Consider the following 17313-nt stretch of genomic DNA (forward strand, 5'->3'; position numbering starts at 1 on the left):
TTAAGCGAAGAAGCAGAAGAAGCAAAAGAAAACCAGGAGGAGTTTTAATGACACCCTCTAAAAAGTTAAAAATAAGTCTGATTTGCAATAGGAGGGTTATCTATGGGTTGTGATATTCACGTTGAAATAGATCTATATCAAAATGATAAATGGATACATCTGAATGAGTGGGATGAAAAATATTTTAATCCTTTTCCTCATAGGAACTATAGTATATTCGGATTTTTAGGAAATGTTAGAAATCGTGATGGTACGCCTTATATTACAGATAATCGAGGGCTAACTGCTGATCGGGAAGAGGAAATACAAAGGGCTTGTGATGAAATTGACAAGGCAGTTGAAGAGGGGGACATTTATTGGGGTCGGCCTGATTTACCTTACGACTATTTAGCAGGATATCACGGTATTTCTTGGGTTTTATTATCAGAATTACTTGAATATGATTATTCCCAAACTTTTATTCATAAAGGTTTGAATAAAGAAATGAGTTTGAAAGAATATTTAGGAGATGGTTTCATGGAGATATTAAAAGATACATTGAATCACTATTCAGGTATTTCAGCACAAAATATTCGTATATTTTTTTATTTTGATAATTGAATAATAAAATGATTGGTACATTTCGATCCCAGCCCATGAGCAGTACGCCTTTATTTCCGAGTAGATGTATTTGGTTATTTCGATTTTAATTTTTTCTTTTTCAGGTGTTATTTTCGCACTGATTAAAGCCATAATAAGTCCTCAATTAAAATTTATATAATAGTGTTAATAGCGATTATTGAATGGATCATAACTGCTGCTATTGTATGTTGAATTACGATGATAATCATTATTCCAATAATTGTCTCTATCAGATGCGCTCGTTCCGATAGAATTTCCCAAGCTGTCTAAAGCCCCAATCATTGGTAATCCTGTTGCAGGATTATATTGCGTTTGGTTTGATTCAATTTCGAAATTTTGTTTGTTGATTTTTGCATTTTTTACGTTGCTAATAATGATAGCTATAAAGACAGCAATTATAAAGATTGGAAGCATGATCATTTAAAACTCCTTTTTAAACTGTTTAGTAGGATGTTAGATAACATCACCAATCGAGTCAATCACAAACGCGCAATTGACACGCGCTCAACGAAAAACCAAATAAAAACAAAGAAAACCATGGCCAATAAAAACACTGAAATAGAAACTTCTAAAAACAAGCACACCTTTCGCATTGGAATGCTATGATGTAACCTATTGATTTATATAGGTTAAAACAAGCATAAAGCAGCTGCACATAAGAAAATTAATTTTATGTCAATATTTGTTCAAAAAGAGTTTAAATAAAGCTGAAATATGAGATTAATTTAACCAGATTAATGCTGCATATTTACAGCAAAGATATGATATGAGTATGTGCTTGTGCAGCATTTTATTTAAAGGTACACTATTAACAATGTCTTAATTTACGTTATTTAGTGAAAACCAATTAATACTATTTGCATATCACTTGCATACCAATCTTTCGACAAAAGGAATATTTTCATGTCTAGAATAACAATAACGATGCCCGAAAAGCTTAGAGAGAAGCTTGCAAGTTACGGGCAAGAAAATGATATTTCTTTATCAGCAGCCATTACAAAAATGTCTGAAATAGGCTTGATGGTGAGTGAAAAACAAGGAAAATCCACAAGCCTTGAAGATAAATTTACTGATATCGAAAAGCACTGCTTTAAGCTTATGATTCAAATGAACGCTTTACTTAAGAATTTAGCTACAAAAGAGCTTGAATATGGCCAAGAGGAATTTAAAAAACTTATGGACTTGTCCATTAATAAGTACCAACAATTAATGGGAACAGCCCCAGAAGAGTTGTAGATTTCTCTGTAAATTAAATCTCTAAATCCAATGTCTTTATCTTAGTGTCACGTTGAATTTCCATATCTTTAAATCCTGGTTTTAGCATTTTCATATGTTCTTTATTGACATAATTATCAGTTATCAAACGAGATTCATTGTAATTAATTGTTGCATATTCTTTCTGATTTTGATTATTTAAATTAATGTAAGTGTCGCTATAAATTGATTGAATAGTTGATTTTTCATGAGCTAGTTCATTGGCAATTTTGACGAGATGTTGGTCGTTAGGCATTAACAACAATTGCTGTTTCACTGCCTCTATCCCCTGTGTTTTATGCACATCATTAAAGTCTGTTTTATCTCGTCCAGCAATAGGCTTTGGCAGAATAACCGTGGCAGAAACGCCCTCTTTCATTAAAAGTTCTTGGGCTTTTATCGTTTCCATTAACGTGCTATTTTTAGATGAAGAATCATTATCTGCTGCTATAATAATTTCGGAACAATGTAATTTTTTTATTACCGGGCTTAAGTTTTTTAAGTTACCTACCCCGAATGATACAAGCACCGTTGCTTTGGGATTAGCCATTGCAATTGAGGCTCCCGTTTCAGGGCCTTCGACTAAATATAACGCTCCAAATTTCTCTCCCTTTTGGAGAATACCAGCACTTCCTTCAATCTTACCTTTAGAAAGTTTTGCTGCTTCCATAAAGGTATTTTTACCGCCAGTTTTCTCATCCAAATACACCCGTTGAACGCCGGTTATTTCACCTTTTTCATTCTTTGCGGCAATTAATAGAGCGGGTATTTTATTTGTTTTTTTATATAATTTCCCGTCCTCATCGGTGGCTAACCACAATGCTCCTTTAGGCCAAAAATGAACATTTAATTTTTCAGGATTCTCAATAGAACGATGCTCTGTTAAATAACGTTCAGCAAGTGTTCCAGTTATAGGAAGACCGCCTTTTAAAATACTTTTTGCAGAACGTATTTTATTTTGTACTTCCTCGCTTTCACTCACTGAATTGGTCTGCCTTGGTTTACCAATGGATTTACTTGCAGGGCTTATTCCCGAAACTCCGGCAATGGCTGCGCCCTCTTTTAAAGCCTCTTGAAAGCTTAACCCTTGTTCCCGCATCAACGCTTGAATAGGATTTCCCCCAATACCTGATGAAAAATCATACCAAAACCCTGCTTTTGAGCCTTTTAACGAGACAATAAGCCCTCCAGAATAACGCATTTCCTTGGAGGTCATTTTTTTAGGCTCACCATATATTGCACGATAGGATTCTTGAGGTTTAGCGATTAACGCCTCTGTAATCACTGCTGCATCTAAATAATACTTTGGGTGAGACTGGTGAATAGGATTAGTTAATTTGTCCAGTGACGCCCTATTTTCAATGATGGGACTAAACGTAAGTTCATGCTCTTTCAACAGTTTTTTTTGTAAATCAGTCAAAGCAAAGAGGGATGCGCTTTTGCCTTCAAAAGCCTTTTCATAGAGTGATGGACAATTTGAAAGGAACCATAGACTCTTATTAAACGCCTTCCAGTTTTTATGCCAGTTACGGGCCTCAAATTGGTTCATTTCTGCTGCACGGGTTTGTAGTTGATGAAATAACTTCTCCTTCGTTTGATTGAGTTCAGCGACATTTTTTAAACGCGCTTCATGAGCTCTTGCCTGCGTTTTTATTTTGGAAATATCTAATTTTTCCTCATCAATGAGAATTTTAAGTTCCACTTTATTTTTAATTGAGAAGGCTAAGGCATCTCGTTTTGCGGTGAATAATTGTGCCTTGATAAGCTTCTGCTCTGACGGCACCCTACCTTGTTCTTTCTCTAAAAAGACTGACTTCCATAGTGAGGTTGCTTGACGACTTGTGACTTTATATTCAATCAGTTTTAAGTAATCGCTCTTATGCTCTGGTGTTAGTTCAGCAAGGAGTCCTTTTCTTGCCTCAATTCGTATTAGGGTGTTTAACGTTTTAGTGTCGGTTCTAAGTTCTTTAATAAACGGATAATGCCCTTTTACATCGGAAGCAATAAGTAGGGCTGCCTCCTTTTTTTTCTCAAAATTGGATTGGCTGTTAAAATCAAGAACCGTTTCACGCCTTAAATGGAGAGCAGATTGTTTTTCAAGACGTGCTGGATCTATCTTAAAATAATGGAGAATTTTATTAAACGATGCATCGTTAGAGGCTATCGCTGCAATCTGATTTCGTAAACGGGCTATCTCCGCTTGTTGTTGTTCAATAGCGTTAGGAACTTCCTTTCCTTTTTCTATCCGATAAAGAGTACTTGCAAAATGAACTGCTAATTCTGAATTAAGTGTCTTATAGGCTTTAATCGTATCGAAGAGAGGTTTTTCTTTGGCGTTTAAACTGGCTTTAAAGGATTTATCTTCGCTTTCTTTTACTGATTTATTGATTCCCCGCCATAACTCATCAATCGGTTTTTGGGATTTTTCACTCAAGCGAATCAAATGTGGATGAATTGCTGATGCTTGCGCTTTAAGTTCTACTGCGAGCTTCTCTTTTAACAAGTGATTACTTTCATTGAAAAAGGCGATTACCGCATTTTGTACCTGATATTTTTCAGCATGCACCGATAAACGGGTAAGACGAGCTATTGCGTGTTCCTCCCCTTTTTCAATTCGATGTTGCGAGACACCAAAACGGTTAAGCTTGCCGATGGAAAAATGATGCAGGTAAGGCTTATACGCTTCGATATGCAGAGCAATATGATGGGCAAGCCTATTTCTTTCGCAAGCCTTATCAAAGGCAATCGTTTTTTGCAGAAAGGAGGAATTGCCGTTGTGAACCGATTGCCAAGCCTTTTGGGTTTGCTGGCAACTATTAAGGTAGGCTTTAACCGTTAATATTTTTTCTTGTTCTTCTGATGATAATCCGTTTAGTAGTTTGAGGGTTGCAAATTTGAGTGCATCCTGCCGAATGCCCGTTTCAGAGGTACCTAACTCATTTCTTGCCATTTTTTTTAATGTCGAATCGGTCACGATTTGAAAAGCAAGTTTGCTGGCAACTGCTGTTTTTCCGAGCCCTTTTGCAGCAGCGTATTGCTTGATTAGGGCTTGCTTTTGCCAAACTTCCTGCTCTAAATGTTCTTTTTGCTTTAACACTGTGTTAGTAGCGTAAAGATGGTTTTTGAAACGTTCCTGATGGTTAATCACTGTATTGCTTGAAACATAATCTAATGCTGTTTTTTTGCTGTCGTCATTGATCTCAAGTGCTTTAAGCAACCTTGTTTTATCATCCGTGACAAGGGTCATACGTGAAACTGCACGGGATATTTGCACGTAATAGTTTCGCAGTGTGGCTGAAAATTTGTTATACGATTCAATCAGCCCTATGCCATAGGCTTTTTCTTTCCCTTGTACTTTCATGTTGGTCAAGACATAGCCATGATCAATATGCTTTAATTCGGTTGCATCAAGAGGAAATGTTTTCTCATTTCCGTCGTTCTCAAACACTAGTGTTAATTGGTTTTCATCAAGTGATTTTACTGAAGCGAGTGATGAATTAACCATCCCAGATTGATTGGAATTTCGCGTAACCAGCACTTTGTCATTCAGGCAAAGGGCAAGAGTTGTAGGCTCATAAAATTCAATAGGACGATTTAAACCCGCACGTGTGGGTTTATATTGCGGTAATTCGTTAAGTCGTAAAAGAAGTGTTTTTCCTTCATTATTAATAAGTGGAATCGTTTTATTGTTCTTATGCTTCGCTTTAATTTCACCAACGGTTAAATAATCCCCTGTTTTAATTCGGCTTTTTAACAGATTAAGGTTAAATCGAAGTACATCACCGGTTTGATAATATTGCACATGGTGATGTTGGATTTCTTCCATCGCTTTTGACTTTAAGGTATTTAGAATGAGTTCATTGCCAACTAAGGTGCCTTCTTTTTTTAAGCCTTCTCGAATAATGTGGGTAATTTCGTGTCGATTGGTATGAGTTGGCGCAAAAACCAGCGTTTGTTCGCGAACGGCGTGAGAAAGTGAAAGCCAATGGCGTGCAATTTCTTCAATACGCTCATTATGGGTTTTTAGCGTTCGTACTTCATTAAGCTTTTGGACAGAATTATACAATTCTCCACCAATCACATCCTCCACAGCGCCCTTTGCTTCCTGATTGTAACGAATGAGATCAGACATTTTAGTTGTTCTAATATTATACTGCATCGCCTGGCCAAAAATTCTTCCACATTTTACGCTGGATAGTTGGCCCTCATCACCCACAAGAAATAAACGCGACCCTTTCTGTTCGATAAGCTTTATCAGTTCATGCCCTTGAATAGTGGATAACATGGAGGCTTCATCGAGAATATAGATGGTTTTTTGTAAGGAATTAGCCTTAGCGCGCAGTAATTCTTGATGCACAATGGGAAATACTGATGAACGAATACCTGCCTTGGCGTTAAGTTCATTCACCGCAGCACTAGTTACTGCGATACCTCGAATGTCAAATCCTTTCCCCGAAGCGATTAGGGCTGTTAATTTAAGCATTGTGGTTTTTCCAGTTCCGGCAAAACCCTGAATGGCATTAAATCTATCGGTTGTCGTAAACACGTGCATGAGCGCATTTTTTTGCGAGAGAGTTAAGGAAAATTGAGACTGTGCCTCATGATTTTTTTGTGCTTTTGTGACGGCATACTGATTTGCTATCGGCAAAAGCACCTCTTTGTTGGCTTCGATTCGACCCAGTGTTTCCATTTCCATCGTTAATGCCCAAGGTGTTGTCAACATGGGTTGTTGAGTGATAGGATCACTTGCCTCATATAACTGTTTATTATGAATCGTTTGTTGAATGGTTTTATCAATGGTGTCTATCGGTATGATAGTTCGCCCTGCAAGCGTGTGTTTAAGTGCTACTTCCTTGAGTTGCCTTAGCTCAAACACAGAAGTTTGTTGAGCAACAATTTCAATGGCCACTCCGACTGCTTCCTTCGCGTGTAAAAGCACTAAATCTTCTTTTCCATAAAATCGACTAAAAAGCTTTTCTTTTAGCGATGCAAAAAAGCCTAACGATTCATATTGGCGCTCCTGCGCCTTATGGGATTTCACAAATTCATGGGCATTAAAGCCTAGGATTTCCGCTCGTTGTTGCCAATCAGCTCGCAACACATTGATATCATGTTCCTCTTTTAGCTCTCGAGTCAAAAGCGTTGCCTTTGATGCAAGGCGTGACCCTTCCCAACCTTCTTCTTTCATTTTGCTTTCGATGTCATTTCGTCTTGTCGAAAAGGCTTTAAGCACCTCTTCGGGCATTCCTACTATTTCAAAAAGGCCTTTACCTATATCACAAAGGGTATAGCGCGCGCTTTTTAAGGAACTGGCTAACTCTGTGCGGTATAAAAGTCCGGCATAGGTTATATGCTGCTGCAATTGCTCGATTACCCCAAAATTACCGTGAATATCACTGGCCAGTGAACGGGCTTTGCCATCTTCATCGGTAAAGGTGATATTCATAGTAACCCCATGCGTGTGCGTGTTGGGATCGTTTGCACGTGAAGACGGTTGCCTGAATGCTGCAACAATCAGTTCTTTGGTATTGACGAAGTAGACCTTACCCTCAATGACAACTCGTGCCTGAGCAAATTCTTTCTCTATCATTTGAATGGCTTTCTCAACTGCCCTGTCATGAAAAATTTCAAGCTCAGGATCAGCACCGAGACCAATGAGAATAGAAACACTTTTAGGTGCTGAGAAAGTCATATCAAACCCAGGTCGATGTTCGCCTTTTTTATTTTGCAAGACCTTACCATTGGGAAGCTTTCCTTCAAGAAGAGCAAGCATTTGCTCTTTTTCAACAACGCCTGTAAGTCCTAGCCGTTCTGCTCCCTTACCCAGCCATCGCAATGCTTGTGCATCGCCAGCATAGTAATTGAAAGCCGCGGCATAGTAGTCAGCAGCACCCTTTGCTGATTTTAGTGGGACAACACTTAACATAGGAACTCCTATAAGGTATGAAGTAGGTGGATTAAGCGACAAGGGGAAGCAGTGCTTATTTTCTTTTTTCCCCTTAATGCTTCGAGCAAAAACTCAGCGCGCAGTTGGGTTTCAAAGCACTTAATCCACCCTTCGTTTTAATGTCGGGAAGGAACTCCCATTAGGCGCTTTATATTTTTCAATCAAAGTAAGAGTCATTTTGTTGGTTCCTTAGACATAAAATTCAACATCCAGGTTTTTTTTCTGAATGGTGACTGGAGTGACGGAGTTAGTCGTTGAGTCTTCGCTGGTTGATGATTGTGCTGAGGGTTTTTTATCAGCAAGCCAATCAGTGCGTTTTTGGATAACGGGGATCTCTCGTTCAATAAATCCTGGTGTTAATTCAGGGCGCTTCTTAAGCGTGAGCTTGTGTTTGATAACAGGGTAATCACCTGGCAGACGTACAAAACAGGTTAAAATATTTAATTTCATGATTTCGGAATAATCCACCAGAGGTCTTGACGAGCGTTGTTTGCTTAAGGAAATCCCATCACGAACACTGTTTGCCCCATAGGAAGTGCTTTCTTTAATCTCTTCAAGATCTTCATTGCAAAGCTCTTTTGAGACAAATTCAGCCACATCAGCACTGGGATTTCGAAAGAAAAAGCGTGTATTCAGTAAATCAAACATGGCTTTAGCGCCTGTATCGCCATACACTTGAGAAAGCTGATAATAGTTTTGAACGCCCAAGACAAAACATCCGCCAAATTTTCTGACTTGAGCAAGTGTTGTTCCTAAAAAAGGTAATTGATGCAAACTGGGCAATTCATCACAAATAAACCAAATCCGACGGTTTAAATCCTCAGGTAGACTTAACAAAGCTAACGATGCAATCGATAACCACATGGACATAAGCGGTTTTAACGAATGGTGTTTTTCACCATTGGATGAAATAAAAAGCCAACCTTTGGCCTGTTCATCTAAAATGTAATTACGGATACTAAACGGTTTTTTCCCTGATTCTGCAAGGCCATATAAGGCTTGCAAACTGCGCACATACGTCGTAATCATGGCGCGCACAGAGATGGCCATTTTTTCCACTTTATCACTCATTAAAGTGGCAGCAGACGTACCAGCAAGATAAGGCTCCATCTGTTCAAATTCATTGGTTAATAGAAATTGCAGCAGTTTTTCTAAGCTGCAATCTGCATCATGGCGCATTTTTGAGGCACTAGCCGAAAAAACCGCGCGTGCCGCATGCACAAAGAACGGTTGTGATTCACCCTCAATGGGAATTAAGCTGTGCGCTAAATTTTCCAGATCGGACTCATTGGGCGATTCCAACCATAAGTCCCAGTTCGCACAGCGCTTATCATAAGGATTTAATAAAACATCGGTTGATTCATCAAAATAAGCTCGGGTAAAACTGCATCCGCTGTCATAGATGATGACTCTATCACCTCGTGCACGGAGCTGATCTAATAACGTCATAATCAGTTGGCTTTTTCCCATCCCCAAGGTGCCATGTACGAGCATATGCTGAACTTCAGAGTCTTTAATTAAAGGCAAGCCATCAAGGTGTAAGTGGGACGCCTCCTTATTACTTATCATCAATTTTTTAACCTCTTTCACCGAACCTAAAGTATTTCCCCGTATATAAACATCATCCGTTTTCTTTTGTCCTTTGATTACAAAATAAACAATTAAGCTTAGTGTTAAGACAAATGACAAAATCGTTGCCTGTAAAACTGACTTTAATAGTTGTTGATAAAAGGCATCATTTATTGTTTGAAAATAAGGATGAGTAACTATGGTTTTAAGTGGCAGTTCATGATGATGTCCTTCGACAAAGAGAGTCATTTTCCCGTGACCACCCAGGCTAAAAATAAATTTGGCATATTGATAATTGGCAACAAGACGAAAGTGTTCCTTGGGGGTATAAAAAAGAGTCAAGGCGAGAGTCAACGCGAAGGCCATAACGATAAAAATTTGCAGAAGATGATTATGAATTTGAAAAAACATGCGCAAATCATGAAAGGATAAATGACCTCCGCGAGTGAATAATTTTGTAGCGCGTTCTTCTTTCATAATCCTATTCCTCAAATTTTGAGCGTAGCTTGCCCAGGCACACTAGTTTTTGTATGCGTATTATTCTTTTTGTGTAATTTTAGGTGAGTTAATCCGTTTTAAGGGTTTCCTTATTCCTTGCATTTGAAATCACTTCAAAGATTGCAGCGGCACCAACCCGAGTGAGTTCCATCTCAAATAAAGTGGAAGAAACAATAAGGCCAAATAAAAATCCCGGAATAACAGTGAGTCCCCGTTCGCCAAGATGCGCAAAATCCCAGGAGTAAAATAACGTGGTATAAAGGGCTGCCCAAATGGCATAAACCACAGAAAAACAGATGAAATAAAATTTAAATAAACGCTGAATCGTATCGCCTAAAACTAGATGAGGCTTAATCGTTTCATTAAAGGTCACATATTCTGCAAACTTGGTAACACAAATAAGACCCACCACAATAAAAAGAATCGATAAATTAAGCCAATCGCTAAAATAAAAGGATGCAGATAATTGCGACCCCTTTAGTAAGAGCGTGAACAATAAGGGAAAGCCAACAATGACTAAATAGAAAATAGCCATTAACCGCGCCACTTTTGGGTAGAACATTCCAGGCGGTAGGATGTCGATTTGTAACTTTTTTAATCGGTTTAAGTCTTCGCTAAGCTGTTCTTTAAGCGTTGTGGTCGTCATTATTTATCTCCTGTAATAATGCTTTTAGCATGTGAATTTTTATTTCCGCGTTCTATTTCTTTATCAACCCCTTGGTTTTGCCGGTCAACGACAGTGCCTGCCACAGCTTCCATCGCCTCGTTGACTTCTTTTCTCACGTGGATTTTCGTCTCCACTCTGTTTTGCAATGCACGGGCCTTGTCTTCATCTAAGCCTACATCATTTAGAGAAGCTTGTTGTTGTAATTCCTGTTCTTGTAATTTTTGTTTCGATTGTAATGATGCGTGCTGAGATTGAATATGGGTTTTATCTGCATCAAAACGGGCTTGTGGATTTACGCGGTGCGACTCATTGCCATAGAGATCTATAAGTTGGTTACGGACTCCCTCATCGGACATGAATTGATTAGCAAGTTGTTCAAGCTTTGCCTGAGCATTAGGATCTCCTGGATGACCATAGAGGTAGTTTCGCTCGGAGTCATCGAGCTTATCAGTCACGTAATCTTTAAACATCTGATCAAGATTTCGGTTAATTGTCGCACCACCTGATTCAGTCACCTGCCTTGCAGTAGCAATCCGCTCACCCTGCGATAAGCTTGCATCCAAATTATTTGATACATTCAAGGCTTGCCGTAAATCGCTGGAACCTTGTGATAAAAGACTGGCCCCTTTGGAGTGCGCAGTATCTAAGTGATGCGTTTGACCAAAGTTTTGCAGGTAACTAAAATCGCGTCTGAAATCCTGCATTTGTTTTGTGTCTAAGACTTTTTCAAAGCCATCATTGGAGCGGTGAGATGTGCTGTCGGATTTGTCATAGCCTGCTCGCGCATAAAGATTGCCATCCACGCCGAAAGCAAATCCCATCAATTTACCGGCTAAGGATTTATTGGTATTCACACCCACTTGAGAACTGAACCCAGCATTCATTATTCCCGTTAAGGCTTGCTCAGTAGTTACCCCCGTTCGTTCAGCTACGGTATTTGCAAGGCCTAGTACATTAGATACCGCATGTTGTACCTGGGCGGTGTCACTTTCTGAAACCCCATCTCCTAAGCGAATGTCTTTGCCTTGTAATTCAGAAAATTGAGTTAACTGTTGCACGCCTTGTGAAACCAGTGAGCTTAACTGGTGTGATTGAGAATAAATCGCTTGGGTATTGGTTTCTGCGGCCTGATTGAGCATTCCGCTGATGGCCTTATTGGAATTTATCGACAAAGCACCTCGTGAAATAGTGCTTGAGGCATCAATCACCTCACTGCCATCTCGTGTCACTGTTAAGGTCGCTCCTGAATCCAGCATGCGTGTAGTAGAGCCTGCCATTGAGGTGAAATTGCTGTCGTGTTTATTGGCTGACAGCGTATTGCCAGTCGCATTGTAAAAACTGGTTTGGCCTAAACTAAAGCTCGCATTTGCCGCTTCTCCCGCAGCGGACATCGTAGAGCTTTGTAAACCTGAAATCATAGAATGCGACAGTGAATTAAACGAATCACCAATTTTAGTAACCAGCCCATAAGCAAGCCAAGGAATAAAGACCATCATATACCCTGCAACAGAGCCCACCTCACTATGAAGCTGCTCGATATTATCAAGGTTTGCAAGGCTTATTGCGCCATACTTAGTAGAGATAGCGCTGCCATAAAATGACATAATAAAATTTAATACCGCAAACAATGCAGGCCAAAATTGCAAAGAGAGAAAAAACAAAAGATAGCTTTTAAAAGCCACAATGCCGCTGTAGGCAATTACCAGAAGGATAATTAAAGGGAATAAAGCCATCGCTAAGAACATAACCACACTATGGAAAAAAGGCCAAAGCCACGCTGATTTAAGCCCGCCAATTTCCCATAAATAGCGTTGTTGAACCTGGGATTTGGAAAACTCATGAGACATGATGCTTGCCGTGGAATTCAGATGGGCTTGATAATCAGTAACGCCTTCTTTAATAAAATTGAGCATCATGGCTTGCAAAAAAGCATCTGTTCCGGTGGTTTCCATGGCTTGATAGTAATTAAAGGCCGATTTAAGGTGGGTTTCAAAGAGGTCTTTATAATTAGAATTTTTAGGATTACCAAAAAGGTTAATACCAAAAATGGTATAGGCTTTTGTCATCTCTGCTTGAAGTCGAGCTTTTAAAATCGGTGTGGCGTCAAAACAACTTTTGTCTTCACGAATACCTTCCTTATTGGCAAGAAGAGTTCGCCTGATTTTTGAAGGCGATTTTGAAATGGATTCCCAAATATTGGTACTTTCTTTTAATTCAGTGGGGGAAAGAACATGGGTTAGGAAGATATTGCCGACCACACAACGATTAAAATACATGGATAAATCGGCTTTAAGCACGGGATCAACGACGCGAAAATCGCGTGCTTCCTGGATAAGCTTTGACCCAAATAAAAAGCCCGTTTTAGTGTATTGGAGACTGTCTGGCGTGGTAAAAAGACTATCAAACAGTTGTGCAAGCCCAAATCCTAAGCCTGTAAATGCCTCAGCCATAAAGGCAAATGCCACAGGCACATGGGCTATTGGGTAGTTTTTTTGTGAAGAAATATCACTGATTAAGACGTCTGTTTTGGGAATCATCACGATGTTAAAAACAAGCATATACATCACAAACCACTTGATAATGGTATTGGGATTGAGTGACTTAAACGACCTCACGATAGCAATAAAAAATCCAAAAGCCGCCGATAACCCAATTAGGCGAAGATAACTTGAACTTTTCATAAATGCTGCAACGGCTTTAAATAACTGGAAAAATAAATCACCACAATCTAATACATATATAGTGCTACTCATTGAACGCTCCTAACCTAGTTCCTGGGCAACGCGCGCGGCTACCTGCTGTTCAATGCGTTGAACATTGTTAATTAAGGTGAATTTCTGTTGTAGCTTCTGACTAATTTCCGGATCAAGGCGGGCTATTTCACGTCGTGCTGTTGAAATTCGCTGGGTTATCTCTTTAACTAACTCATCATTAAATTCAGCGCCAAGCGTTGCATTGGCCACTTCTTGCAGCAATTCATTTAAATATTGCTGTAAAACATCTTGCGCAATTAAGGTTGAAAGTTCGGATACATCAACAATGGAATCACCGTATTCGGTGCTTAACATCACTTCGGTAAATTTAACTATAGGGATATGCACCATTGAAGCAAAAGCCTCTATTTCTTTGACTGTAGTAGCACTAGGCTCTGATACTTTTAAAGCGTCTTTAATTTTCTGGATAAGACTCGCCACTTTAAAGCGAAGGGTATTTTTTTCAGCAATAGTGATGGTTTCTGAGGTTACAGTCATGCAATTGGCTTTTTCACCGCACTGCCAGATGGTTGCCTTATCTACACCACCGTCATCACGACCAATTAAAGCCTTTACCAAATTGCGACTGTTAGCCAAGGATGGCACATTTTGTACATGACCATTCTGATCGATGATAATGGTGCCTGTCAGACTCATAAGCATTTCACATAACTCATCATTATTGTTCAATAATGATTTTGATTTTAATAGCGACCACACAATGTTTTTGTTATACACCACCTGTTTTGCTCGAGCAGGATCGACACTAGCTGCTGCCATCGCTACATCATGTTTATCACCAGCACAACCCATTCGAGCCTCCACGTAGTCGTGGAAAAAACCCTGATTCCCCATGGTACCTTGGTCTTTACAAATTTTTTCTTGGGAGGCTTGTGTTTTAGGCCAAATCCCCCCTATCGCATTTTGCGCCATGGTGCAGCTATTAATGCTCATGTTATTAACAAATTGCTCTGCTTGTTGCAGAAAATCTTTCACATACTTAATTTCAGGCACGGTGGTAGCCATTGCTAAATCAAAGGCATAGGAGGTGCCATTGGTCATGATGGATTTGCCAAGGGCCACCATGTTATCTTTGCTTAAAAAACTCATAGAACCCATGTATAAATCAATGCCACCACAGCCCGCACGATAACTGGGTAAATCTAATTGCATCAATTGATATTGCCTAACTTGATTGCGGGCAAATAACGAACCTCCTGCATAAGAGCCTGCTGCCTGTGAATAATACGCACCAGGACTGGTTGTGTTAGACAAAAAACCTAATTTGTCAAAATAGTCATCCAAGTCCGTGCTTATATCAATACCATTTGCGTGCGGGTAACCTGACATTAAAAATAGGACAATTGCCAACGATTTTTTAATCATGGTGCTGCCCCTCATGTTCCTTAATTTTACTCGTGATGGCCTGTATGCGCTCCAACAATTCTTCATAACTCAGCGCTCCAAAAGACACGGGATAAAGTGCTTTTGTCCTGGTGTTGGCTATAAAAAGAGCAGGATAAACCACAGGCTTTCCTTGATAGGCCACATCAATCATGTCTTGGGTTGCAAAAATAGCGTCGGGAAAATCGGGCAAGATTTGACCATTAAGGCTCACTGCTTCAATAGGCCAATGATTGGCTGTCGCATACGCCTTAACTAAAGGCGCAAATTGCACACAATAGGGGCATTGGTTTGAAAAAATGAAGACCAAAATATGAGGGCTTTTCTGAGCATTCGCTTTGGTTACCGCAGTCTTTGGCGACTCAGACTTTAAATTTACTTCATAATGGGACATCATCAATTTATTCAGCGGATGATTGCTTAATGGAGTAGCCTCAACGGTTTGCACCACGATAAAAAGAAACAAGCTAACTATTGCTTTCATTACAAATCCCCTTTGGCAAAATCGGTGGCCACTAAAACAAATTGACGAGCCAACATGTCTTGGGTGACTAATCCATAAGAAACCGGATGAGTACGCTGAGTACTCGGATTAACTAAGATGAGGGCTGGAAAGAATCGAATATTTAACTGTTTAGCTTGACCCTTATCCATTCGCGTTTGAGGAAACAAGTCGTCTTTTACCCCATCCACAGCAATGGGCAATAAACGTAATCCATGTCGTTTTGAAAAATCGTCAATAATTAAATTTTCTTTTTTGTCATAAGGATTTGCCCCTCGATAGAAATAGAGAAGACCATGCGTTTTAGCCAAAGTTTTTAATACCAAGCTTTCTTTTTTTAAACGCAGCTCATCACTAATTTTAACGCCGATATTATTAGAGGGATGACTTGATTCATAATGAAACTCAGGGTAATAAAGCATCGTTTTTTCAAATAGTCTTGAGGTTTTTGTAGCGCGTTGCGACCAAAAATCCTGAAGAGCTATGTAATTACGCATGTTTTCAACACTTAATTTATTCATTGCTTTATGCCAGGCTTCACGAGTGTAATAAGCCAACACCGCATCTTGTTGCTGATAACTTAATTGAGAAAATCGTCTGCCTTTAAGCGCTTTCTTCTGAGGCGTTTCTTGTTTGGGTAGGTTATACCAAAGAAATCCAGGCGGCTTTTGGGCGGCCACTAACTGCATGAACACTAAACATACAATAAAAAGGCTAGTTCTCATCATGAAAGCGCCCTTCCCTATCCATTTGTTCAATTTTTTGTGCAGAGGAAGCATCTAACTGTAAAGGATCTTTAAACACAGCTTTTGATTCAAACTCCTTCGTCAAACTCGTTAAATCTAGCCGGTCAAATTGGATAAGCTCTAACTCTTCTGGCGAAATGCCTCGACAATTCGCTGCATTGGTGGAGCGCTTTGCCCAACCAAAAGGGATCTGTAACTGCCAATATCGCCCTTGAATTTGAATGATCATGGCTAATTTTGAAGGAAAAACACACCAAGATTCTTTGTACTCGGTACACAATTTAAGTTTTTTGTGCGCACAATACTTACCAATAAAGAGGGCTCGCCCCTCATTCTTGGCACGACCTAACTCCTTTTCCTCCTCTCGACAATTAAGAAAGCGGGCATTTCCTCCACAACAATTACCGACATGCATTGCTGCAATGCGACATTGATTATTAAAACCCTTAAACAGGGATAAGTTTTGTGAACCAATCTGCTGGGTAGATACTTCATTGGCACTGCCTGCCAAGACCCCAAGTCGAGAAATTCCTTCACCAAAATCAGCGCCTGTTTCATCTGGTGTAGGTAGACAATTGCCATCCTTGCAAGGAATTGTGCTGTGCTTTATCGTCTCATCAGCACTTTCAATGGCTTGTCCCGCATTTCTCATTTCTTGCGAATTAAGATCAATAACTACCCTTTCTTTTTCCCGCTCAAGTTTATCCTTTAAAATGTGTTGGGCTGTTTCATTGGTAGCCACAGCGTTTTGTCCAGTTGCTTTCAACTGAGAAGGATTAAAGCCTGATTCCAGTGGGTTGTTGGTATAGTCATTGAGGTAATTCTCTGGAGGAAGTTGACTGATAGATGACAGCACCCCTGACTGAGCGTTTAAGGCAAATACACGACCCTCATTGTACTCATCGGCCATTACCAATGGTGCAAATATTAACCCTGCCAATAGTACCCTTTTCATGATTTATCCTTAGCCGTATCACCAAAGCGGGCGATTTCATCCATTGCTCGTTCAACAGTGATGTTGCCATACACCACATCAAAGGTTTTTTTATTCTCTGCCACAAAGGCAGGCACTTGCTTGATGCCATAGCGCTCAAAGGCAGGAGGGTCTATTTGCAGGGATAAATTGGGTATTTTTTTTGAAAGCTCAAAAATTTTAATCGCAGTCTCTTGCATCGAATCGTGATAAAAGCCATTTAAGATAAGTGGAATCTCATGTCTTGCGGCATCCAACGCCGTTTCTTCGAAAAGTTGTTGTGGCATGGAAAAACTCACAAAGACCTGATAACTCGTCCTGGCTTCGACCATTTGCGTCATCATTATCATTAAGAATGAAATAACCAATCGCATCTCTA

12 protein-coding genes are annotated in these 17313 nt (G+C 39.6%); 2 read left to right on the forward strand and 10 right to left on the reverse strand.

Annotated elements, in window-relative coordinates; translation table 11 throughout:
- Positions 1 to 102 precede the first annotated feature (102 nt).
- Positions 103 to 600, forward strand: a complete 498-nt coding sequence (locus Ldro_RS15065; protein WP_058497257.1) for a hypothetical protein — start codon at positions 103 to 105, stop codon at positions 598 to 600.
- A 165-nt stretch (positions 601 to 765) separates the two neighbouring features.
- Here Ldro_RS15065 and Ldro_RS15070 read toward each other — a convergent pair whose 3' ends face one another.
- Positions 766 to 1041 carry a hypothetical protein gene (locus Ldro_RS15070; RefSeq protein ID WP_058497258.1) on the reverse strand — a complete coding sequence of 92 codons (276 nt, stop codon included), beginning with the start codon at positions 1039 to 1041 and terminating at the stop codon, positions 766 to 768.
- Positions 1042 to 1524: 483 nt separating this feature from the next.
- On the opposite strand from Ldro_RS15070, the gene Ldro_RS15075 reads away from it, so the two are divergent.
- Positions 1525 to 1857 (forward strand): hypothetical protein, encoded by a 333-nt coding sequence (locus Ldro_RS15075; protein ID WP_131764440.1) that lies wholly within the window; start codon positions 1525 to 1527, stop codon positions 1855 to 1857.
- A 13-nt stretch (positions 1858 to 1870) separates the two neighbouring features.
- Here the strand turns inward: Ldro_RS15075 and mobF are convergent, their stop codons facing one another.
- The 9 genes from mobF to trbC all read right to left on the reverse strand — a co-directional run bounded on the left by mobF (position 1871) and on the right by trbC (position 17308).
- Complete coding sequence (gene mobF, locus Ldro_RS15080) at positions 1871 to 7801, reverse strand: MobF family relaxase (protein WP_058497260.1); 5931 nt, start codon at positions 7799 to 7801, stop codon at positions 1871 to 1873.
- Between the two features lie 210 nt (positions 7802 to 8011).
- The gene (gene traD, locus Ldro_RS15085) at positions 8012 to 9868 is read right to left on the reverse strand and encodes a type IV conjugative transfer system coupling protein TraD (protein WP_058497261.1); all 1857 of its coding nucleotides are present in this window, start codon (positions 9866 to 9868) and stop codon (positions 8012 to 8014) included.
- A gap of 88 nt (positions 9869 to 9956) precedes the next feature.
- Positions 9957 to 10535: a hypothetical protein gene (locus Ldro_RS15090; protein WP_058497262.1), complete on the reverse strand. Its 579-nt coding sequence runs from the start codon at positions 10533 to 10535 to the stop codon at positions 9957 to 9959.
- Positions 10535 to 13309, reverse strand: coding sequence for a conjugal transfer mating-pair stabilization protein TraG (gene traG, locus Ldro_RS15095; protein WP_058497263.1), 2775 nt, complete (start codon positions 13307 to 13309; stop codon positions 10535 to 10537). Before traG ends, Ldro_RS15090 begins: the two co-directional genes overlap by 1 nt.
- Positions 13310 to 13318: 9 nt before the next feature.
- Positions 13319 to 14695, reverse strand: a complete 1377-nt coding sequence (locus Ldro_RS15100) for a conjugal transfer protein TraH (RefSeq protein WP_058497264.1) — start codon at positions 14693 to 14695, stop codon at positions 13319 to 13321.
- Positions 14688 to 15197, reverse strand: a complete 510-nt coding sequence (traF, locus tag Ldro_RS15105) for a conjugal transfer protein TraF (protein WP_058497265.1) — start codon at positions 15195 to 15197, stop codon at positions 14688 to 14690. The genes Ldro_RS15100 and traF (Ldro_RS15105) overlap by 8 nt, the downstream gene beginning before the upstream one ends.
- Positions 15197 to 15943 (reverse strand): type-F conjugative transfer system pilin assembly protein TraF, encoded by a 747-nt coding sequence (gene traF / locus Ldro_RS15110; RefSeq protein WP_058497266.1) that lies wholly within the window; start codon positions 15941 to 15943, stop codon positions 15197 to 15199. The genes traF (Ldro_RS15105) and traF (Ldro_RS15110) overlap by 1 nt, the downstream gene beginning before the upstream one ends.
- On the reverse strand, positions 15930 to 16916 hold the full coding sequence (gene traN, locus Ldro_RS15115; RefSeq protein ID WP_058497267.1) for a conjugal transfer protein TraN: 987 nt from the start codon (positions 16914 to 16916) through the stop codon (positions 15930 to 15932). The genes traF (Ldro_RS15110) and traN overlap by 14 nt, the downstream gene beginning before the upstream one ends.
- Positions 16913 to 17308: a type-F conjugative transfer system pilin assembly protein TrbC gene (gene trbC, locus Ldro_RS15120; protein WP_058497268.1), complete on the reverse strand. Its 396-nt coding sequence runs from the start codon at positions 17306 to 17308 to the stop codon at positions 16913 to 16915. The genes traN and trbC overlap by 4 nt, the downstream gene beginning before the upstream one ends.
- Positions 17309 to 17313 lie beyond the last annotated feature (5 nt).

Source organism: Legionella drozanskii LLAP-1, from assembly GCF_001467585.1.
Taxonomy (GTDB): domain Bacteria; phylum Pseudomonadota; class Gammaproteobacteria; order Legionellales; family Legionellaceae; genus Tatlockia; species Tatlockia drozanskii.